The organism is Lachnoclostridium sp. An138 (assembly GCF_002160765.1).
Lineage (GTDB): Bacteria > Bacillota > Clostridia > Lachnospirales > Lachnospiraceae > Laedolimicola > Laedolimicola faecalis.
Window position 1 is genome coordinate 40,142 of the sequence record NZ_NFLF01000019.1, and the last position, 22,726, is coordinate 62,867.

The window sequence follows — 22,726 nt, forward strand, 5'->3', positions numbered from 1 at the left end:
TAGTATAGCGATAAAAGAACGATACTATATCTGGTATACAGGGGAGGATATTTTTATGGGCGGCAAAGAAGGTACAGATTACCCGGAAACTATCAAAAAACGCAACGGCACGCAGGTGCCCTTTGACGCGCAGAAGATCCGGGACGCGGTCCGCAAGGCGAACGAGGCGGCGCAGGTGGAGGCAATCTCCCCCATGCAGTTTCATGATCTGATCGAGGAGATCATCGCAGCGATTCCCAGGGACAGCATACCGGAAGTGGAGCAGGTTCAGGATATTGTGGAGGAGAAGCTGATCGCAGGAGGCTTTGCGAAGACGGCGAAGGCATACATCCTGTACCGGGCAGAGCATACGAAGGTGCGCAAGTCGGAAGCAGATCTGGTAAAGATTTACCAGGAACTTACCTTCAGCAGCGCGGCGGACGCCGACATGAAGCGGGAGAACGCCAATATTGACGCGGACACTGCCATGGGAACCATGCTGAAATACGGTTCTGAAGGCGCCAATTATTTCGTGGACAACTACATTCTTCCGAAAGACATTGCGGCGGCGCATATCAACGGCGACATCCATATTCATGATAAAGATTTCTACATGCTGACGGAGACCTGCTGTCAGATTGATCTGATCAAGCTTTTCAAGGACGGGTTCTGCACCGGCCACGGCTATATCCGGGAGCCCAATTCCATCAAAAGCTATGCGGCTCTGGCCTGCATTGCCATCCAGGCCAACCAGAATGAAATGCACGGAGGCCAGTCGGTCCCCAATTTTGATTACGCTATGGCAGAAGGTGTGGTCCGGACGTTCCGCAAGGAATATTTTAAGGCCATGGAAAAATATGCACGGGTCAAGTTCGATGTGGACGCGGAGACCGCTTCCGAATTCATACATACGATGAAAAATGCCCTGGGAACCGGCGTACGCATGGGAACGGCCGACGAGTACGGAAAGAAACTGGAAGACTGGGTAAATGGAGGAGATATTCTCTGCGGCGAGAGAGTCCTTTTGGCGGAGGATATGCGGAAAGCTCATGGGACGGTGGTGGATATGGCCCTGAAAGAGACGGAAGGGGAGACCTATCAGTCCATGGAGGCCCTGATCCACAACCTGAACACCATGAATTCCAGGGCGGGAGCCCAGGTGCCCTTCAGTTCTGTAAACTACGGTACAGACTGCTCGCCGGAGGGCCGCATGGTCATCAAAAATCTGCTGCTGGCCACGGACGCCGGCCTTGGAAATGGCGAGACGCCCATTTTCCCGGTGCAGATATTCAAGGTGAAGGAAGGTGTCAACTACAATCCCGGAGATCCGAACTACGACCTGTTCCGGCTGGCAGTGCGGACCTCGGCAAAGAGGCTGTTCCCCAATTTCAGCTTCCTGGACGCGCCTTTTAATCTTCAGTATTATAAGGAAGGAGATTACAACACGGAGGTGGCTTACATGGGCTGCCGGACCCGCGTCATGGGCAATCACTACGATCCTTCCAGAGAAGTGACCTGCGGCCGGGGAAATTTAAGTTTCGTGTCCATCAATCTGCCCCGCCTTGGCATCAAAGCCCATGGAGATATCCAGGCGTTTTATGAGAGTCTGGATAAGATGATAGATCTGGCCTGCCGCCAGCTTCTGCACCGGTTCTCCATTCAGTGCAGAAAGAAGGTGCGCAATTATCCCTTCCTGATGGGACAGGGCATCTGGCTGGATTCGGATAAGCTGGACGTGGACGATTCGGTGGCGGAGGTGCTGAAGCACGGGACTTTGAGCGTAGGCTTTATCGGGCTTGCGGAGACGCTGGTGGCGTTGACTGGGAAGCATCACGGAGAAAGCCCGGAGAGCCAGAAGCTGGGTCTGGAGATCATCGGCCATATGCGGAAGCGGATGGATGAAAAATCTGAGGAGACAGGTCTTAATTTCACCCTGCTGGCCACCCCGGCGGAGGGACTTTCCGGCAGGTTCGTGCGCATCGATAAGAAGCGGTTCGGCGAGCTTCCCGGAATCACCGACAGGGAATATTATACGAATTCCTTCCATATTCCGGTGTATTATCCCATCCGGGCCTTTGACAAGATCCGGCTGGAAGCGCCCTATCACGCGCTGACCAACGCAGGACATATCAGCTATGTGGAGCTGGACGGCGACACTTCAAAGAATCCGGCGGCCTTTGAGGCGGTGATCCGCTGCATGAAGGAAGCGGGCGTGGGCTACGGTTCTGTCAACCACCCGGTTGACCGCGACCCGGTCTGCGGTTACACAGGGGTGATCGATGAGGTATGCCCACGGTGCGGACGAAGAGAAGGAGAGGCGGTCCCGGTGGAAAAACTGCGGGAGCTCCGCAGAAAATACCCGGATACGCCGGTATATGCGGACCCGACTCACTGAGGGCCGGGGATGAACTGCCGAAGGTCTGGAAGCTGCCGTTCAAAAGCGGCAGAGGAGCAGGATTTCCGGCATGAAATGACAGAATGCAGGCGCGGCTCCGGCCGGTTTCCGGCGGCGCGCATACAGATAAACAAAAAGCAGAAAAGCAGCAGGAATGAAGGAGGATATGACATGATTGGAAGAGTATTGCCGAACAACGGAATGGTAGGAGAAAATGTGAAATTTGACCGTATCCGCAGAATCACCGGATATCTGGTGGGAACCACCGACCGTTTCAACGACGCGAAGAGGGCAGAGGAGCGTGACCGGGTAAAGCATGGACTTTGATTTAAAAGAAGACACGGCGGAAGTATATGGGGCGGAAACGGACAGGGCGGAAGCCGGCGGGTCGGAAACCGGCAGGGCAGAAGCGGCAGCCTCGAAAGCCGTACTCTGGCTTGCCGGAACTGTGGAGGATTCTATCGTAGACGGTCCGGGTATCCGCTATACGGTATTTGTGCAGGGATGCCCCCATCACTGCCCCGGTTGCCACAATCCTCAGACTCATGATTTTGCCGGCGGCAGCAGGGCGGATACAGAAAAGATTCTGGAAGAGATCCGTTCCAATCCGCTGCTGTCCGGAGTGACCTTTTCAGGAGGAGAGCCCTTCTGCCAGCCGGAAGCTCTGTGTGAGCTTGGCCGGAGGATACGGGCCATGGGGAAAGAGCTGATGGTTTATTCCGGTTATACCTATGAACAGCTTCTGGAAATGGGGAAAAGGCGTCCGGCGGTGCTGGAACTGCTGGAGCTTTCAGACCTTCTGGTGGATGGGCCTTTTGTGGAAGAACAGCGGGATCTGACGCTTCTTTACCGGGGGAGCGCAAATCAGCGGGTGATAGACTTGAAAAAGACAAGAGAACATGGTACAGTGGTACTGTATCAGGACGACTACTGTCAGGGACTCTGGTGAGTCCCTGATTTTGCGTGATTTACCCGGAAGAGCATGGCAAGAGACAGAGCATGACAAGAGACAGAGCATGATGAGAGACAGGACATGACACGAAACAGGACATGAAAAAGCGGGACGTGAAAAAACGGGACATAGAAAAGACGGAGTGAAAAAGATGGAGACACAGATCAGAAGGCTGGATTATGACCAGATAGACGAGCAAATCATAGAAGAAGCAGGGACTATCATTCAAAAAGGAGGTCTTGTGGCTTTCCCCACGGAGACAGTTTACGGGCTGGGCGGCGACGCTCTGAATCCGGAGTCCTCAAAAAAGATATATGCGGCCAAGGGAAGACCTTCGGACAATCCGCTGATCGTTCATATCGCAGAAAAGCAGGACTTGTACCGGATAGCCAGAGAAGTACCGGAAAAAGCAGAAAAACTGATGGAAGCTTTCTGGCCGGGACCGCTCACCATGATTTTTTATAAGAAGGAACTGGTTCCGGAGGCCACCACAGGCGGCCTGGATACAGTGGCTGTAAGGATGCCAAGCGACAGTATTGCGGCAGCCTTTATCCGGGCGGCAGGCGGCTTTGTGGCGGCGCCCAGCGCCAACGTGTCCGGCAGGCCCAGCACGACCACGGCAGCCCATGTAGAGGAGGATCTGTCCGGACGCATCGAGATGATCCTGGACGGCGGACAGGCCGTCATAGGCCTGGAATCCACGATTGTAGATATGACTGTGGAGCCTCCGGTGATTCTGCGTCCGGGTTACGTTACAAAAGAGAAGATGGAAGAGCAGATCGGACCGCTGGAGGTAGACAAAGCCATCATTGCTCCCGATTCGGGAGTGAAGCCTAAGGCTCCCGGCATGAAATACCGTCATTACGCGCCCCGGGCGGATCTGATGATCGTGGAAGGACCTACAGAGGCAGTGATCGCCGAGATCAGCCGCCGGGTGGAAGCAGACCGGAAAGAGGGAAAGAAGGCAGGGATTCTCGCCACCGACGAGACTGCCGGACGTTATCCGGAAGGGCTGGTGCTGAGTCTGGGCCAGAGAAAACACGAGGAAGAGATCGCCATGCATCTGTTTGACGCGCTCCGCCAGTTTGATGAAACGGATGTTGACTGCATTTATTCGGAATCTTTTGAGGAAGCGTCCATCGGACCGGCGATTATGAACCGGCTTCTGAAGGCGGCAGGGCATAAAATGATTCACGTATAAAGTATAAAAAAACAGCTGTTGCTTATGCGGATTTTGACAATCTGCGGAAGCAGCAGCTTTTTTTTGTGCTTAAAATATGAAAAATTACAGTATTTGGATTTGTTCGAAGAATACCTAATACTATGAAAACCCTCTTAAATTCTACAATACACGGTAGGAAAAATCAATGAGAAATTAAGAAAAAATTTAGAAAATCATAACAGTTCAGCTATACTGTTCATATTCTGTCAGAACGTATACTGCCGATCCGTAGAAAGGCGGTATGGCGGAACTGTTGAAAACCAGACAGGAGGAAAAAATGATGAACATGGAAAAAGAGGTATATGGACTTGTAGACGAATGGCTTGGCACAGTAGAATACCGGGTTGCCCGATCCACTTATGTAAAGTATGAGCAGCTGGCCAGAAATTATATTCTGCCATTCTTTCAATCCATGGCATGTCGGGAACTGGATCACAGCAGTCTGGAACGCTTTTACACGACTATCAGCCAGAAAGAAAATACCGCCAGAAGACTTCTGTCAGATGGAAACCGGAGAACGATTTTTATGATTTTAAATAATACGCTGGATTACGCCTACACTTCCCGCGCCCTGGATCAGAAGTATTATATCAAGCCCGGTCTCACCAGGTCCCGGCGCGTGGTTAAGGTCTTTTCCCAGGAGCACCAGAAGAAGATAGAAGATTACATTCTGAAGCATCCGGACGCCTATTCCCTGGCTGTTATGCTGGCCCTGTTCCTCGGTCTGAGAATCGGAGAAATCTGCGCGCTGCAGTGGAGCGATATCAGCTTTGAGACAGCCTCTCTGTATGTGAATAAGACAGTCCAGCGGCTGAAAATCTCCGGAGAAAACGGAGAAAGGCACACGCAGCTTCTGGTGTCGCATCCCAAAAGCGCCGCGTCGCAGCGTCTGCTCCCGATCCCGGCCTTCCTTCTGGAATATCTGAAGCATTTTCCGCGAGGAGAAAAAGGAGCCTATCTGCTGACCAACGATACGGAGCGCCCGATGGAGCCCAGAACTCTTCAGTATCATTACAAAAAGATGCTGGAACAGATTGGCGTGCCCTACCTGAATTTTCACTGCCTGCGCCATACCTTCGCCACCAGATGCGTGACCCTCGGGTGGGATATGAAGACGCTGAGCGAAATTCTGGGACATTTTGATATCAAAATCACTATGGAATATTATTTCCATTCTTCGTTTGAATATAAGCAGCTGCAGATGAATAAGATCGTCCCGTTATCACAGAATTAGGTATTCTATGAAATTGTTTTAAAAGTATACCAAAATTCTATGAATTCCTCCAGAAAAAAGGTGTATATAAGGAGGAAAAAATGAACAGGATGAAAAAGTTCATGGCGCTGTTTTTGGCAGTCGTTCTCATTGCGCAGACAGGCTTTGCTGCCTCTGCGCAGGAGAGCGCGTTGTCAGCTCCTTCGGTTCAGTCTGAAACACCGACAGGAACTGAACTGCAGGATGAGACGAATGCAGAAAAGCAGGAAGAACAGCAGCCGGAAGATTCCAAGGACGAGACAACAGGGGAGACAACAGAGACGGGACAGGATGGAGAAGACGCCGCTGTGGGTGAAGTAGATGGCGAGCAGCCGGGAAACCCGTCAGAGGGAACAGGAACAGAGGAAGACGGACAGGCACCGCCGGTTGATCAGGACCAGAATCAGGATCAGAACCAAGATCAGGGCCAGAACCAGGATCAGCAGCAGCCGTCTAACGCAGCAGGAGATGGTGAAGGAACTGAGGTTGGAGAACCGACTGAGGAAGAGAAGGCCGAGGCAGATATCTTGCCGGTAACAGAAACAGAAGCAATCTGTAGAATTGGCGAAATCGAATATGACTCTTTTGATAAAGCATTTAGTGCAGTCAAAGATGGTGAAACTATTGAATTATTGGCGGATGTAGAAGTTGGATCTCACAAATACATAGCAAAAAGTTTTACAATCAAGGGCAATGGACATACTTTATCTTCAAATAATTATGATTTTAATTTAATAAGTGATAGTGAACTTACCTTTGATAATTGTATAGTAGATATTAGCGCAGACACAATGAATAGTGGAAACACTTGGGGATGGCTGATTTTTTGCTTGGGAAGTGGTTCTAGTTTAAACTTGATTAATAATACAGTTTTTAATATTTCCTTTGACAGTAGCCAGAAAGTACATTGTGCATTTTACGGCAATGAAAGTGGAGAATGCGAAATTAATATAAGCAACAACTCTCAGCTTAATATTGCGGGGAAAAATACTAAAGGAGTAACAGGTGATGGAATTCAGTGTGGCAAAAGCGGAAATGTTCATATTAGTGTGACAGAAGGTTCCATGTTAAGTATTGATGGCGCTAATAGAGGATATGCTAATAGCCCGGAAATCTTGGTTCAAGACTCGACATTATCAGTAAAAAACTGTACAGCTAATGCTTCAAATGGTGGAAAAGATACATTTATCAATTCGACTATTATATATGAAAACAATGCAGGGCACGGTTTGTCCAGTACTACTTTAGATGTACAAAATTCCAAATTATATATTCGTAATAATGGATATTGTGGAATTGCTGTTTCTGGTGACATGAAAATGGATGGTACATCAGAAGCAGAGATAACTGGAAATGGATGGAACAATCTTTCTGGTCAGGGAGCACTTCGCCTGAGCGGAAAAACAGAAATAGAAGCTTCAGCTTCAGTGAATATCACTGATAATTATTGTATTGGTATTTACTTAAATTCAACGAATGCTAGTTTAAATGTCAAAGAAGGAGCCGCTTTGACGATTACAGGAAACGGAAAACTTACAGATGGAGATCATGGATATCCAACAGATTCAGCATCCAGTGGGGCAAGATTGACAACAACTGGTGGAGGAATCTGGAATTTAGGACAAATCAATATCCCGAATAATACTGTATTATATAATAATCACGCATCGATTGCAGGCGATGATGTATATAATGACAGTACTGGAACTATTATGATGAGTAGCATTGGTACTGGGTGGATGTTGGATGGAGATCCTGACTGCACAGATGCTATCGATGGCTGGTATGATGACAGTGAGGGACAACGTTGGGAGGCTCATATAGAGCCGTATCATGCTGAAAAATTGCAGGAACAGAATTATACAATCACTGGGCAGGCGGCATTAAAGGCTGCACATGGAGTTGAGAATTCGGGAGACGAACCAGATACAGATCCCATAGAATGGGATACTTCCAAATCCAAAACAGCCACAAATCTGGACAGCAATTATGAATCACAGGTAACGTTGTCGCTTCCTGCCGCAGATGTAAAGCCTGCAGTAGATATTGTTATGGTTATCGATGTTTCCAGCAGTATGAAGGACGTTGATATTCAAGAAGTAAAGAATGCTGCGAATGTACTTTGTGATCAGCTTGCTGAAAAGACAAATGTAGAAACAAACATTGGAATTGTAACCTTTGATAAGACAGCTCATAAGTTGACTGATGGACTGGTCTCTGTTGATGCTGCAAGAGAAGCTATTAATAGTATTACAGCGTCAGAAGATACGAATATGGTGGCTGGATTGATGGCTGGTAAGGAAATGCTGGATGCAGGAACAGCTACGGAGAAACATCTGGTAGTAATGAGTGACGGTATTCCGATTTACTGGATGGAAAATGGAGAAGCTACCAGCAAAACATTAATTAGTTATGCCAAAGATGGTGTAACAGAACTGGGACGAATGCCAGCTGGAACAGAACCGGAAGGCTCTAATAATGCAATGACTGTAATGTCTATGGAGGAGATTTTATCAGCAACAGATTGGGCAACTGATTCTAATGAGTGGAAACAGATCAGCGATACAGGTGAAAATATTAACCAAGATGAATGCCGTTATACTAATATCCAAAAAGCGTCGTATATGACGGCAAAATATTTGCAGGATAATATTCTTGGACAGTATAATGTCAAAATGGTTGCTTTTGGTACAGACAAGTATGAAGGCAATATAGTATATCAATATGGCGAAAACTTCTGCGACTGGGTAGGAGAGCAGGAAGGAGTTTCTTACTATAAGATTTCCAAACCCGGTTTTGGCGGTGAAGAAGGAGAACTGTCCAATGTATTTGAATCCATAGCGAATGAGGTTATTCATCTTTTGGATGCTGGCAGTCGTGTAGAAGACTACATGGGTTATGTAGAGAACGACTACAACTTTGATTTTGTAAATGAGTTGGATAAGATAAAACTGACAGTCGGAGGAGCAGAACTGCCTGCAGTGCAGATTGATTCCAATACTTATGGATTTGGTGCGTCAAACGGAAGCTCAGATGGAAAAACATATCCGTTTGTTGTTACATATGTGAAAGGAAATGGCGCAGAAGAAGAGCATTTCGTATGGAATATTAATGTGCCGGTGACGATTGATAGCGCGGTACAATTAACTTATACTGTACGTCTGAATAATCCAAAGACAGAGACTGGTTCATATGGAAAATATGATAAAGATGGCTCGCAAGGATATGAAGGACTGTATACCAATAACAGCGCAACGCTGTTTCCGGTTGACAGTAAAGGAAATGAAGGTGCGTCAGAAGAATTTAACAAACCTACCGTCAGCTACACCGTAGTGGATCATCCCGCTACCATCAACATCACCAAGAAGGTGCAGAACAGTAGCGGAGCAGCCACAAATGTAAACGCAACCTTCTATGCGGCAGTCTTCACAGATCCGCAGTTCACGAACAGATTCGGCGACGTGGTAGAACTGAAGCTGAATGGTACCAGCCAGGTAACCGTATCTGTGACAGTAGAGGCTCCTGCAGACGGAAGCAGCCGCAGCTACTATGTGACCGAGACCGATAAGAATGGAAATGTCATCACCGGAGGCGAGAGCTTCGGCTATCAGATCGGTATCGAGGGAAGCATGGTAACGGTATCTGAAAGCGCGCCGACCGGCAGCGTTACGATTACAAATAAGCAGGTTGCTTCTGGAAATCAGGGAGACGGCAGTAATGGAGGCGGCAGCACCGGCGGAGGAAGCTCTTCTGGAAGCGGCTCATCCAGCAGCCAGACTGTGACAAGCGCGCAGACCGGAGATAACACCAATCTTCTGCTTCCGATAGCAGTGGTTGTCATTGCGGCAGCAGCACTGACAGTATGCCTTGTTGTTTACAGAAGAAAAAGAAGCTGAAGCTGATGAAGTGAAACAGAGCATATTAAAAGAGCATATTAAAAGAGCATATTAAATAGGAAGATGTTTGTCAGACAGTAGTCTGAAAACGGAGCTGCTGCGGGGGAAAAGATATCTTTCCCCGCGGCGGTTCCTTCTTTGCGTTCAATTTACGGATATATGGCACAGATAACAGGAAACAGGAGATAAAGGAACGAAAGCAATGTATCAGGCAAAACAGATTTATGACAAACTGGCGGTCGGCAGGAGAATCCGGGGCCGCAGAAAAGAACTGGGTATCTCCAGGCAGGAGCTGGCTTCTCAGATAGGAAAAACAGAAAAATATTATGCAGATATAGAGCGCGGTTACTGCGGAATGTCACTGGATACCATGATTGATATAGCCGGCTGCCTTGGGATCACGCTGGATTATCTTGTTTTTGGGAGAAATGACAGAGAGGAACTGACTGAGGATTCGAGCAGCATTCTGTTTTATCTGGGGAACTGCGGAGAAAAGAAACGAAAGAAAGCCATAGAGCTTCTGCGGATTTATCTGTCAGAATAATGAAAAACAAAAAGGAGCTGTAAGCACAACTCCTTTTGTTTTGTCATGCAGGAGATGGGACTTGAACCCACACAGCCTTGCGACTACAGGCACCTGAAGCCTGCGCGTCTGCCATTCCGCCACTCCTGCGTAAACAGTAGATATAAATATTAAAATGTTCTGTCAGAAATACCTGAAAAACGGTTTATCCGATTCTTCGAGATACTCGTGACATAGAAAAACTCTTCGGCATTTCCGGAAGAGTTTTTCCAGTGCAGGAGATGGGACTTGAACCCACACAGCCTTGCGACTACAGGCACCTGAAGCCTGCGCGTCTGCCATTCCGCCACTCCTGCGAACAAATAGTATTCTATCGAACTTCAGGTAAAATGTCAACACTTTTTTTAACATTTGCGAAAACTTTTTTTTTGAAAAAACAGCTTGACTTTTCAGAGTGAAGATGATACTATATATGAGCGCGCTGAGAACGGCGCAGATAAAACAGATGCGGAAGTGTCGGAACTGGCAGACGAGCAAGACTAAGGATCTTGTGGCATTCGTGCCGTGTGGGTTCAAGTCCCATCTTCCGCATTGAACATTCGAGAATCGTTGTATTTATCAGATTTCTGAATAAGTACAGCGATTTTTTTGTGCTTTGAATCCCGGGAGCTTTCCCACGGAACTCAGAGGGATTTTCCATCTAATCTTGCGCGCTTAAAAAACGCGCAGTATAATTAAAAACAGAAAAAGAAACGCTGCGGCGGCGCAGGAGAAGAGTGACAAGGAGGAGAGCAAATGGAGCAGTTTCTGATATCACATGATTTGGGTACATCGGGGGATAAGGCCACATTGTTTACGACGGACGGCAGACTGATAAGGAGTTATACAGCGTCATATGATGTGCATTTTTTTAACGGAAATTATGCGGAGCAGGACCCGGAGAACTGGTGGGATGCTGTCTGTGAGGCTACCAGAGCTGTTCTGGAAGGAGAGGACGAAAACAAGGTGGCGGCCATGTCCTTCAGCGCGCAGATGCAGGGCTGTCTGCCGGTGGATAAGCACGGAAGACCGCTGCGCAATTCCATGATCTGGGCCGACCAGAGGGCGGTTAAGGAAGCGAAGCATCTGGAAAAAGAGCTGGGGGCGGATCGCATTTACCGGATTACGGGACACAGAGTCAGCGCAAGCTACAGCATCGAGAAGCTGATGTGGCTGAAGAAGCATGAGCCGGAGGTGTATAAGAAGACCTATAAGATGCTTCAGGCCAAGGATTATATTATTCAGAGAGCAACCGGAAATTTTGTGACGGACTATTCGGACGCTTCCGGGACTCAGGCCCTGAACCTGAGAAAACTGGAATGGTCTGACGAGATCCTGAAGGCGGCGGATATTGATAAAGATAAGCTGCCAGAGCTTAAGAAATCCACAGACGTTGCGGGATATATTCAGGAACGTGTGGCGGGAGAGATCGGACTTCCGGCCGGAACGCCGGTAGTCTGCGGCGGCGGCGACGGTCCGGTTTCCGCGGTGGGAGCTGCATGTATCCGTGATGGAGAATTCTATCTGACCTTCGGGACGTCAGCCTGGATCGGCGGTACGACCACAGAACCGTTTATCGATGAAGATAAGACTGTTTTCTGCTTTGCTCATGTGATTCCGGGAAAATATATGCCCTGCGGAACTATGCAGGCGGCGGGCAGCTCTTACTCATATATTCGTCATGCCCTCTGCGATGATATGCCTTATGAAAAGCTGAACGCACTGATTGAAAAATCGCCGGCGGGGGCTGAGAATCTGATTTTCCTGCCGTACCTGCTGGGGGAGAGAAGCCCCAGGTGGAATCCGAATACGAGCGCGGCCTTTCTGGGGATCAAGCCTGAGCATGAAAAAAAGGATTATGTGCGGGCGGTGATAGAAGGCATCGCCATGAACATGGAGCTGATTCTGAAGGCATACAGGAAACAGGCCAAAATAGAGACGATGAATCTGACCGGAGGAGGAGCAAAGGGCCAGATTGTAGCGCAGATTCTTGCGGACGTACTGGGAGTCCGTTTCCAGATGCCGGACTGCGTGGAAGCAGCCACTGCCATCGGAGCCGCTGTGATCGCGGGAGTCGGAGTCGGCGTGTTCGACGGTTTTGAGGAGATCAGACGTTTCCTGAAGTTTGAAAAGCAGGTGGAACCCAATAAGGAAAATCAGCAGGTTTATGAGAAACTGAAACCCGTATTTGATGAGGCTTATACCTGTATGCTGCCGCTTTATGAGCAGCTGTCAAAGCTTTAAATCCGGCGGACACAGGACAGAGGATTCATAGCTTTAAAAAGACAATCCGGCAAGTACCATTTTCTGATATTGGACATATGATAGAATGAGGAGAGAATCCTCATTCTATTTATATGGAGGTATCGTTATGAGTATTACAAACTCAAACAAACAGATAGATGTGACACAGATAGACTGTGAGGGAACCTTAAAGGTGACGCTGGCTCTCGCGGCTGCGCCGGACATTTCGTCAAATCCGACGGATATCGTGCTTGTGCTGGACCGCTCGGGCAGTATGGCGGGAAGTCCGCTGGCCAATATGAAGACAGGAGCGAAAACCTTTATCGACATTATTGACGAGGCGACGGACAGCTCCCAGGATGGGACAATCGGCTCAGGCAGCCGTATCGGCATTGTGAGTTTTGCCGATACAGCTGTGGCAGATACTCAGCTCATTACATCCGTGGCGGTTCTGAAAACTGCTGTGGACGCTCTTGCAGCGGGCGGTTCCACGAACCATGCGGATGCTTTCGCAAAGGCTGTACAGCTTTTCGACCCGGCTTCTTCGAATGCAAAGGTAATCGTGATGTTTACGGACGGAAAAACCACAGCGGGGATTCCTCCGGCTCCGGTGGCGGCAGCAGCGAGAGCTTCGGGAATCATTATTTACTGTATCGGGCTGATTGGGGCGGACGGTATCGACGTAAATGTGCTCAATGACTGGGCGACAGATCCGGACGCTTTTCATGTGGCGGTCACGCCGGACGACGCGGAACTGGAGGATTTGTTTGCGGATCTTGCGGCAAATATCTCGAAACCGGGCGCAACCAATATTGTGATTGATGAAATCGTAAATCCGGATTTCAACATTATCAGTGTGATTCCGCCTAACAGAGGAACGGCCATGATGCTTGATTCCAATACGCTGCAGTGGAAAATCTCCGAGCTGGGTGTTTCCGGAAACGAGGGAGCGTCGCTGGAATTTTTCATTAGGCATATTGGCCAGAATGGGGGAACGAAACTGGTCAACCAGTCGATCGCCTATTCGGATACGGAAGGAAACGCGGTTACCTTCCCGGAGCCGTCTGTGAGAGTAGACTGTGGGATTACAGTCACACCTGAACCGTGCCCTGTGCCGGTGGAACTGACAGTGAGAGGATGTCAGGATTCTCTTGTGATTGATCTGGGAGACGCCTGTCTGGAATCTCAGGGACGGATCGTCCAGCTGGATGTGACAGTGAAAAATGTCTGTCCGAACAGGCGGGTGGCGCTGGCGGTCATCCTGACCGAGGTAGACTGCAATGGGACAGAGCACCAGAGAGGTCTCAAGACAATCACGATTCCGGCCCATCAGTATCCCGGCTGCCGGGATGTGCAGGTGAAATGTATCAAATTTGTACTGCCGGAAGATCTGAATGTATCATGCGGAATTCCCGGCATGATGTGTTCGGACAGAAACTTAAAGGCCCGGGTGATCGCGCATACGATTGACACAGATTTTCGGTGCTGTGATTCGGTGATTGTCGTATAAAAATATCAAAAAGCAGAAAAGAAGAGAGTTGAGGGCAGGCCATGTCTGCCCTCAGACTCTATCGAGTCCTGTCGTGTGCCTTATAAATAGTACCGGCAACAGAAAATGCTTGACGAAAAGCAAAATGATGTATAAGATCATACCATCAGCGGAGAAAATTCGCTTTCCGCTGGTGGTATTTTCACACAGGATAAAATTTCCTGATTTCGATCTGAAATCAAAATTCCCCAGAAACAAAACAAAATAATGCGGAGATATGAAAAGGGATTTTCGTTGTCATTCTCTGGCATGCTTGCTATAATAAAATCAGCAGCAGAGGTCCGCTTTTCATATTTCCTCAAAAAGGAGGAAAGGCTATGAAAACAGGACGGAACAACACGAAAATTCATGACAATGGTGCGAAGCTCATTTTTGATGATCCTATTCTGTGTGCACAGTTTCTGCGCGGCTACACAAATATTGAGCTTCTGAAAGACGTGCAGCCGGAGGACATCGAAGATATCTCAGAACGGTTTCTGCCTATGTGGCAGGAAGGGCGGGATTCCGATTCGGTCAAGAGAGTACGCCTCAAAGACTGTGATTTATTTCTGATTGCTATTGTGGAACATCAGTCAAAAGTGCATTATGACATGGCGTTTAAGCTGCTGCGCTACATGGTCATGGTGCTGACGGATTACGAAAGAGAAGAGGAAAAGAAGAGGCCGGGTATCACCCGGACGAAGGAGTTCCGGTATCCGCCGATTCTGCCGATTGTATATTATGAAGGAACGAACCGCTGGACTGCGGCGCGGAATTTTAAAGAACGGGTCTATCTGAATGAGATACTGGGGCAGTACATACCGGATTTCGAATATCTTGTGGTGCCGGTGGCTTCTTATACGAATGAGGAACTGATAGAAAAGAAAGACGAGCTGTCATTGATTATGCTGATTAACAAGCTGAGAAAATCAGAAGATTTTAAGAGTCTTCAGGGAATCCCGGCAGAATATTTTGATGAGCTGTCCGACAAGACGCCGGAGTATCTGCTGGAGCTGATCAGCAAAATCATAGCTGTCTTTCTGTACCGCCTGAATGTGCCCCGCAAAGAAGTGGAGCAGTTCACGGATCAGATCAAAGGAGGCGAATTTCAGATGCTGTTTGATAGTTTTGAGGCATATGACGTGCAGGAAACCCGGCGGATAAGCAGGGCAGAAGGAAAAGCGGAAGGAAAAGCAGAAGGAGCCAGGGAACTCATACTGGAGTTTCTCGGGGAGCTGGGAACGGTATCAGATAAGCTGAAGTCCAGAATTATAGCCGAGCAGGACTTGGAGGTACTGAAAACATGGGCGAAGCTGGCGGCGAAGGCAGAAAGTCTGGAGCAGTTCTGCGTTCAGGCGAATCTGCAGACATAAGTACATTTCGGATAACGGTAAACGCAGGGAACCATAAACTTTCTGATTTTCAAGCAGGCAGTAACTTCTGTTTTCTGCTTTTAAACAGAGGAAAAAAGTGATATACTATGTGGCAGATGCCACAGACTTCCAGGGGCAGGGCGCAGCGGCGTTTTTTTGCCCCTGGCTGTATCTCCGGGTTTTTAAAGCAGAATTATTTCCGGAGTCAGAAGTTCTGCGGTTTCGGAACAGAAGGCTTCCCGGAGCCGGAAGTTCTGCGTTTCCGGAACAGAACCTATGGAGGCAAATAAAAAAGACAGGAGAGAGCTATGACAGTAGAAGAATTACAGGCATATGAACTGATAGAAAAGCGTGAAATCGCGGAATTGAATTCCACAGGTTATTACCTGAAGCATAAGAAAACAGGCGCAAAGATCTGCCTGCTTTCCAATGAAGACAATAATAAGGTGTTCTATATCGGTTTCCGGACGCCTGCGCCTGATGATACAGGCGTGCCGCATATTATGGAGCATTCGGTGCTCTGCGGTTCCAGGGAGTTCCCGGTGAAGGACCCCTTTGTGGAACTGGCGAAGGGTTCCCTGAATACCTTCCTGAACGCCATGACCTACCCGGATAAGACGGTATATCCGGTAGCCAGCTGCAATGACAAAGATTTTCAGAATCTGATTCATGTGTATATGGACGCGGTATTCTATCCGAATATTTATGAAAAGGAAGAGATCTTCCGTCAGGAGGGCTGGCATTATGAGATGGAGTCCGAGGACGACGAGCTGACGCTGAACGGCGTGGTTTACAATGAGATGAAGGGAGCATTCTCCTCCCCGGAGGGAGTGCTGGAGCGGGAGATTTTAAGCTCTCTTTACCCGGATACCACTTACGCAAATGAGTCCGGAGGAGATCCGGAGGCTATCCCGGAGCTTTCTTACAGCGAGTTTCTGGATTTCCACAGCCGTTATTATCATCCGTCCAACAGCTACATCTACCTGTACGGAGACTGCGACATGGCGGAGAAGCTGACCTGGCTGGATGAGAACTATCTTTCCAAATACGATTATCTGCCCATTGATTCGGAAGTGCGCACCCAGGCGCCTTTTGAGAAGATGGCAGAGGTGGTGAAGGATTACTCCATTTCCGCGGAGGAGAGCGAGGAAGACAATACCTATCTGTCCTACAATAAATCGGTGGGAGATACTCTGGATGAGAAGCTGTATCTGGGAATGCAGGTACTGGAGTATGTGCTTCTTTCCATGCCGGGAGCGCCGCTGAAGCAGGCGCTTCTGGACGCCGGAATCGGCCACGATATCATGAGCTCTTATGACAATGGAGTAAAGCAGCCGATTTTTTCCATCATTGCAAAAAATGCAAATGAGGACCAGAAAGAAGCTTTTGTGGAAACCATCGAGACCACGCTGGCCCGCCTGGCGGCCGAAGGGCTGGATGAGAAAGCTCTGCGGGCAGGCATCAACTATTTTGAATTCCGTTACCGGGAGGCTGATTTCGGAAATTATCCTGCCGGCCTGATGTATGGGCTGCAGGCCTTTGACAGCTGGCTTTATAAGGATGATTCTGCGTTTCTCCATCTGGAGGCCCTGGATACCTTTGCGTTCCTGAAGGAGCAGGTGGCGGAGGGATATTTTGAGGGACTGATTGTGAAATATCTGCTGGAGAATCCCCATGGCTCTCTGGTGATTATCCGTCCGAAGAGAGGTCTGACCGCGCTTCAGGATGAAAAGCTGAAAAAGAAACTGGCGGCTTATAAAGAGGGGCTTACGGCGGAAGAGCGGAAGCGGATCGTGGATTTTACAAAGCATCTGAAAGAATACCAGAGCGAGCTCTCTCCCCAGGAGGATCTGGAAAAAATTCCGCTTCTTGAGCGGGAGGATATTGATAAGAAGGCCCTGCCGTTCCAGAATGAGGAACATGAGGCAGGCGGCGTGAAGGTCGTGTACCACGATCTGTTTACAAACGGAATCGGTTATGTGAATCTGATTTTCCGGGCAGACAGCATCCCACAGGAGATGATTCCCTATCTGGGCCTTCTGAAGGCTGTGCTTGGAAAAGTAGATACGGAAAACTACACTTACGGAGAGTTTGCCAAAGAGCTGAATCTGCATACAGGCGGAATCTCCTGCAGTGTGGGCAGTTATGACGATGTCAGGGAGACAGACCGCTATACGGCTGTATTTGAAGTGCACAGCAAGGCGCTGTATGAGGAACTGCCCGTGGCGTTTTCCATGATGCGCGAAATGCTCCGGACTTCCAAAATGGACGATCCCAAGAGACTCAGGGAGATTGTGTCTGAGACAAAGTCCAGACTGCAGATGGCCTTCCAGACATCAGGACATTCCATGGCAGCCCTGCGCGCCATGTCCTATTTCTCCGCAAGCGCGGCCTTTTCAGATAGGACAGGCGGCGTGGATTTCTATCATTTTATGGAGGAGCTGGACGCGGAATTTGAGGAGAGACAGGCAGAGGTCTCCGCGAAGCTTATCGAACTGGCCGCCGTACTGTTCCGGCCGGAAAACCTGATTGCAGGCTATACGGCAGAGAGAAAGAGCCTGGACGCGCTGACAGAGCAGGTGGAAATCCTGAAGACAGAACTGTATCAGAACGGCGGCAGCAAAGCGCCTGCCTGGACGATTGTGCCGGAGAAGAAGAATGAGGGCTTAAAGACTTCAGCGCAGATTCAGTATGTATGCCGGGCAGGAAACTTCCGGAAGGCAGGACTGCCGTATACGGGAGCGCTGAAAGTTCTGCGCGTTATCATGAGCTATGATTATCTGTGGAACAACATCCGTGTCAAGGGCGGAGCCTACGGCTGTATGAACAATTACACCCGCACCGGAAGCGCTTATCTGGTATCTTACCGGGACCCGAACCTGGAAAAGACCAATGAGATTTTTGAGAAGAGCGTGGATTATACGGAGAATTTTGAAGTCTCTGACCGTGATATGACGAAATATATCATCGGAACCATCAGTTCCATGGATACGCCGCTGACCCCGAACGCGAAAGGAGCACGCTCCATGAGTGCGTGGATGACCGGACTTGCTTTCGAGGATGTACAGAAGGAGCGGGATGAGGTGCTCTCCTGCGGCTGCGCGGAGATCCGCGCACTTGCGCCTTATCTGAAGGCTGTTCTTTCACAGAACTGTCTTTGCGTTATTGGAAACGAGGAGAAGCTGGAAGAGCAGAAGGACATGTTTGGAACGCTGGAAAGCCTGTTCCACTGAGAAGAAAGGATACTGAATGGAACAAATGCAGAAATCAGGCTTTGCCACTCTGATTGGCAGGCCGAACGTAGGAAAATCCACACTGATGAACAGGCTGATTGGACAGAAGATTGCGATTACTTCCAATAAGCCCCAGACTACGCGAAACCGGATTCAGACTGTGTATACCTGTGATCAGGGGCAGATCATTTTCCTGGATACGCCGGGCATTCACAAGGCGAAGAACAAGCTGGGAGAATACATGGTCAATGTGGCGGAGCGCACGCTTAGGGAGGTGGATGTGATTCTCTGGCTGGTGGAGCCGAGCACCTTTATCGGAGCGGGGGAGCGCCACATCGCGGAACAGCTTAAAAAGGCGAAGACTCCGGTGATTCTTGTTATTAACAAAACGGATACAGTAAAGCGGGAAGAGATTCTGGTTTTTATCGATACCTACCGGAAGCTGTACGATTTTGATGAGATTGTGCCGGTATCGGCCCTGAATGGAGACAATACAGACACGCTGATTGAGCAGATTTTCAAGTATCTGCCCTATGGCCCGCAGTATTATGATGAGGATACCGTGACAGATCAGCCCATGCGCCAGATTGTGGCGGAGCTGATACGGGAGAAAGCTCTGCGCTGTCTGGATGAGGAGATTCCCCACGGGATTGCTGTATCCATTGATCAGATGAAGGAGAGAAAAGACGGCGGTATCTGTGATATCGACGCTACGATCATCTGCGAGAAAGACTCTCACAAGGGAATTATCATCGGAAAGCAGGGAGCCATGCTGAAAAAGATCGGAAGCGCGGCCCGTTATGAGATCGAACGGATGATGGAGATGAAAGTAAATCTAAAGCTCTGGGTGAAGGTCAAAAAGGACTGGAGAGACAGCGATTATCTGATCAAAAATTTCGGATACGACAAGAAGGATTTCGACCTGTAAAGGCATACCCTTAATTGACAAAGGCGAGTATGCCCTTGTCGATTAAGGGTATCTATTTGGTATATTTTTCGCAGGATAAGAATGCTGCTTCTGGAGAATCTAATTCTTAAGGAACTGCCGTGAAGGAGACTTCCGGCAGTTCCTTAAGGATAAGAGGAACAGGGGCGAGAAACGGATGACATGGGAAAGATTTGAGCTGACAGGTTCGGTGGAGGATTATCTCCGCTACCGGGGAATCGACTGGAGAAAGGAAGCGGCGGCCTGCGCGTCCGGAAAAGAGGGCGGGGAAGACCGGAGGAAGACGGATTATGGGACAGATGATCACAGTGACGGGCCTGGTGCTGGCGGCCTATCCATATGGTGATTATGATAAGCGCATAACGGTTCTGACGAAAGAGCGGGGAAAGATCACGGCTTTTGCCAGAGGAGCCAGACGGCAGAACAGCCCGCTTCTGGCTGTCTGCAATTCTTTCGTGTTCGGAGAATTCACAGTGTATGAAGGCCGGAGTTCCTATAATCTGATGCAGGCAAAGGTGCAGAATTATTTTCATGAGCTGAGCTCTGATTTCGCGGGAGCCTGCTATGGGTTCTATTTCTGCGAGCTGGCGGATTATTATACGAGGGAGGCCAATGACGAGCTGATGATGCTGAAGCTTCTGTATCAGACTCTGCGCGCTCTTTGCCGGCCAAGTATTCCCGATGAGCTGATCCGGTACATATATGAACTGAAGGTGCTTGTGGTAAACGGGGAATGTCCGGTGGATTTTGAAAAACTGGATGTCTGCGAATCCACATTGTACACGCTTCAGTATATTGCCGCGTCTTCCATTGAGAAACTGTATACTTTTACGGTGTCGGAGCAGGTTCTGAAGGAACTGCAGTTTGTGCTGCGCCGGTACCGGGAGCTTTATATGGAAGGACATTTTAAATCCCTGGAGATTCTGGAGGCCTGCGTGAAAAGCAGTTGAAAAATCGTTCAAAAGACGATATACTATATGAGATGTTCGAATCCGGGAATTTTTGGATTTGAAGGGAGCGGGAGGAGACCAGAATGAAAAAAGCAGTCAGTTTATGTCTCCTGATGTGCGGCTTATTGCTCTTTTCAGGCTGTTCCGGCGGAGTGCCGGACCAGGATACGATTTCTGTAGATAAGAGAGGCAGAGTGACCAGTACCATCGTCGAGGATTTTGACAAGGATTTTTACGATGCCGATGAGCTGGAAGCGGAGATCGAGGAAGAGCTGGCAGATTACAATCGGAATTTTGCGGCGGACCACATCAGGATAGAGTCGTTTGAGGTGAAAGACGGAGTGGCGACTTTGCAGCTTGTCTTTGACGAGAGCCAGTATTATGCCGATTACACAGGCATGACGCTGTTTGTGGGGACGCGTTCCGAGGCGGAAGAGGAAGGCTACGATCTGCCGGATGACTTTGTGGAGCCAAATGAAAATGCGGCGGATCTGGACGTTTTGGACAGCGATGGCAGCGCCCATGTGCTGATTCTGGAAGAGGCCGTGCAGGTACGGGTGCCGGGAACGATTCTGGCCGTATGTCCGGAGGACAATGTTACTGTCACAGGAGACAGAGAGGCGTCGGCAGCGGAACCTGAGCTGTCATACATCATTTACAAATAAAACAGAAAAGAGATGGCGGCGCCCGGGAGGACTGCCGCTGGAAACAAACCCTGCGGGGGAGTTTGATAAGGAGAATTCGATATGGAAAAGACAATGGACAAAATCGTGGCTCTGGCGAAAGCGAGAGGCTTTGTATACCCGGGTTCCGAGATTTACGGAGGTCTGGCGAACACCTGGGATTACGGTAATCTGGGCGTGGAGCTGAAGAATAACGTAAAGCGCGCCTGGTGGCAGAAGTTTGTACAGGAGAATCCCTACAATGTGGGCGTGGACTGCGCGATTCTGATGAATCCCCAGACCTGGGTGGCCTCCGGTCATCTGGGAAGTTTCTCTGATCCGCTGCTGGACTGCAAGAGCTGTAAGGAGCGTTTCCGCGCCGACAAGCTGATCGAGGATTACAATGAGGAACACGGCATCCAGATCGAGGGTTCTGTGGACGCCTGGAGCCAGGAGGAGATGAAGGCTTATATCGACGAGCACAACATCCCCTGTCCTTCCTGCGGAAAGCATGACTTTACCGATATCCGTCAGTTCAACCTGATGTTCAAAACCTTCCAGGGTGTAACCGAGGACGCGAAGAATACCGTATATCTCCGTCCGGAGACGGCCCAGGGTATCTTTGTAAACTTCAAGAACGTACAGAGAACTTCCAGAAAGAAAGTTCCCTTCGGCATCGCTCAGATCGGAAAGTCTTTCCGAAACGAGATTACGCCGGGCAACTTCACCTTCCGTACCAGAGAGTTTGAGCAGATGGAGCTGGAGTTCTTCTGCAAACCGGATACGGATCTGGAGTGGTTCGCTTACTGGAAGGAATACTGCATCAACTGGCTGAAATCTCTCGGCATGAAGGATGATGAGCTGCGTGCCCGCGATCATGAAAAGGAAGAGCTGAGCTTCTACAGCAAGGCCACTACAGATCTGGAGTTCCTGTTCCCGTTTGGATGGGGAGAGCTCTGGGGTATCGCTGACCGTACCGATTATGACCTGACCTGTCACCAGAATGTATCTGGCGAGGATCTGTCCTACTTTGATGACGAGCTGAAGGAAAAATACATTCCCTATGTCATTGAGCCGTCTCTGGGAGCGGACCGTGTGGTACTGGCTTTCCTGTGCGCGGCTTATGATGAAGAAGAGCTGGAGGGCGGCGATGTGCGTACGGTGCTTCATTTCCATCCGGCGCTGGCGCCTGTGAAGATCGGCGTGCTGCCTCTGTCCAAGAAGCTGAATGAGGGAGCGGAGAAGATTTATACCCAGCTCTGCAAAAAATACAACTGTGAGTTTGATGACAGAGGAAATATCGGAAAGCGCTACCGCCGTCAGGATGAGATTGGAACGCCGTTCTGCGTGACCTACGATTTCGAGTCGGAGACGGACGGTGCCGTGACTGTCCGCGACCGTGACACCATGGAGCAGGTACGTGTAAAGATTGACGAGCTGGACGCTTATTTTGCGGATAAGTTTACATTCTAGTCAGGGAAAATTCGGGGACTAAAGGTTGACGAAACCGCGGAATAATGATAGTTTATTAT

Annotated in this window: 16 protein-coding genes and 3 tRNA genes; 17 read left to right on the forward strand and 2 right to left on the reverse strand. The window is 49.2% G+C overall.

Going from position 1 to position 22,726, the window contains the following annotated elements; genetic code table 11:
- Positions 1 to 55 precede the first annotated feature (55 nt).
- The 7 genes from B5E82_RS14085 (at position 56) to B5E82_RS14115 (ending at position 10,240) form a co-directional block, all read left to right on the forward strand.
- Positions 56 to 2,374 (forward strand): anaerobic ribonucleoside triphosphate reductase, encoded by a 2,319-nt coding sequence (locus tag B5E82_RS14085; RefSeq protein WP_087308186.1) that lies wholly within the window; start codon positions 56 to 58, stop codon positions 2,372 to 2,374.
- Positions 2,375 to 2,545: 171 nt separating this feature from the next.
- Positions 2,546 to 2,701, forward strand: a complete 156-nt coding sequence (gene nrdD / locus B5E82_RS14090) for an anaerobic ribonucleoside-triphosphate reductase (protein WP_087308210.1) — start codon at positions 2,546 to 2,548, stop codon at positions 2,699 to 2,701.
- Positions 2,691 to 3,323, forward strand: a complete 633-nt coding sequence (nrdG, locus tag B5E82_RS14095) for an anaerobic ribonucleoside-triphosphate reductase activating protein (RefSeq protein ID WP_087308187.1) — start codon at positions 2,691 to 2,693, stop codon at positions 3,321 to 3,323. The genes nrdD and nrdG overlap by 11 nt, the downstream gene beginning before the upstream one ends.
- A 154-nt stretch (positions 3,324 to 3,477) precedes the next feature.
- Entirely contained in the window at positions 3,478 to 4,527 is a 1,050-nt protein-coding gene (locus B5E82_RS14100; RefSeq protein WP_087308188.1) for an L-threonylcarbamoyladenylate synthase, read from the forward strand.
- Between the two features lie 298 nt (positions 4,528 to 4,825).
- The gene (locus B5E82_RS14105) at positions 4,826 to 5,782 is read left to right on the forward strand and encodes a site-specific integrase (RefSeq protein WP_162610788.1); all 957 of its coding nucleotides are present in this window, start codon (positions 4,826 to 4,828) and stop codon (positions 5,780 to 5,782) included.
- 80 nt (positions 5,783 to 5,862) lie between these two features.
- A complete protein-coding gene (locus tag B5E82_RS14110) occupies positions 5,863 to 9,696 on the forward strand; it encodes a vWA domain-containing protein (RefSeq protein ID WP_087308190.1) in 3,834 nt (1,277 codons plus the stop codon).
- Positions 9,697 to 9,898: 202 nt separating this feature from the next.
- The gene (locus B5E82_RS14115; RefSeq protein WP_087308191.1) at positions 9,899 to 10,240 is read left to right on the forward strand and encodes a helix-turn-helix domain-containing protein; all 342 of its coding nucleotides are present in this window, start codon (positions 9,899 to 9,901) and stop codon (positions 10,238 to 10,240) included.
- Between the two features lie 46 nt (positions 10,241 to 10,286).
- Here the strand turns inward: B5E82_RS14115 and B5E82_RS14120 are convergent.
- Both B5E82_RS14120 and B5E82_RS14125 read right to left on the reverse strand, forming a co-directional pair.
- Positions 10,287 to 10,369 (reverse strand) — tRNA-Leu (locus B5E82_RS14120).
- Between the two features lie 123 nt (positions 10,370 to 10,492).
- Positions 10,493 to 10,575: transfer RNA gene (locus B5E82_RS14125), tRNA-Leu, on the reverse strand.
- Between the two features lie 151 nt (positions 10,576 to 10,726).
- On the opposite strand from B5E82_RS14125, the gene B5E82_RS14130 reads away from it, so the two are divergent.
- From B5E82_RS14130 to B5E82_RS14175, 10 genes are all read left to right on the forward strand, one after another.
- Positions 10,727 to 10,810 (forward strand) — tRNA-Leu (locus B5E82_RS14130).
- A gap of 204 nt (positions 10,811 to 11,014) precedes the next feature.
- The gene (gene xylB, locus B5E82_RS14135; protein WP_087308192.1) at positions 11,015 to 12,502 is read left to right on the forward strand and encodes a xylulokinase; all 1,488 of its coding nucleotides are present in this window, start codon (positions 11,015 to 11,017) and stop codon (positions 12,500 to 12,502) included.
- 127 nt (positions 12,503 to 12,629) lie between these two features.
- Entirely contained in the window at positions 12,630 to 14,012 is a 1,383-nt protein-coding gene (locus tag B5E82_RS14140) for a vWA domain-containing protein (RefSeq protein WP_087308193.1), read from the forward strand.
- Positions 14,013 to 14,368: 356 nt separating this feature from the next.
- Positions 14,369 to 15,403: an Rpn family recombination-promoting nuclease/putative transposase gene (locus B5E82_RS14145; RefSeq protein WP_087308194.1), complete on the forward strand. Its 1,035-nt coding sequence runs from the start codon at positions 14,369 to 14,371 to the stop codon at positions 15,401 to 15,403.
- A gap of 308 nt (positions 15,404 to 15,711) precedes the next feature.
- Entirely contained in the window at positions 15,712 to 18,636 is a 2,925-nt protein-coding gene (locus B5E82_RS14155) for an insulinase family protein (protein WP_087308196.1), read from the forward strand.
- Positions 18,637 to 18,652: 16 nt separating this feature from the next.
- Positions 18,653 to 19,564 (forward strand): GTPase Era, encoded by a 912-nt coding sequence (gene era / locus B5E82_RS14160; protein WP_087308197.1) that lies wholly within the window; start codon positions 18,653 to 18,655, stop codon positions 19,562 to 19,564.
- A gap of 175 nt (positions 19,565 to 19,739) precedes the next feature.
- Entirely contained in the window at positions 19,740 to 19,928 is a 189-nt protein-coding gene (locus B5E82_RS17970) for a hypothetical protein (protein ID WP_140393152.1), read from the forward strand.
- Positions 19,873 to 20,532 carry a DNA repair protein RecO gene (recO, locus tag B5E82_RS14165; RefSeq protein WP_087308198.1) on the forward strand — a complete coding sequence of 220 codons (660 nt, stop codon included), beginning with the start codon at positions 19,873 to 19,875 and terminating at the stop codon, positions 20,530 to 20,532. The genes B5E82_RS17970 and recO overlap by 56 nt, the downstream gene beginning before the upstream one ends.
- Before the next feature lie 83 nt (positions 20,533 to 20,615).
- Positions 20,616 to 21,197 (forward strand): hypothetical protein, encoded by a 582-nt coding sequence (locus B5E82_RS14170; RefSeq protein ID WP_087308199.1) that lies wholly within the window; start codon positions 20,616 to 20,618, stop codon positions 21,195 to 21,197.
- 81 nt (positions 21,198 to 21,278) lie between these two features.
- Entirely contained in the window at positions 21,279 to 22,667 is a 1,389-nt protein-coding gene (locus B5E82_RS14175; protein WP_087308200.1) for a glycine--tRNA ligase, read from the forward strand.
- Positions 22,668 to 22,726 lie beyond the last annotated feature (59 nt).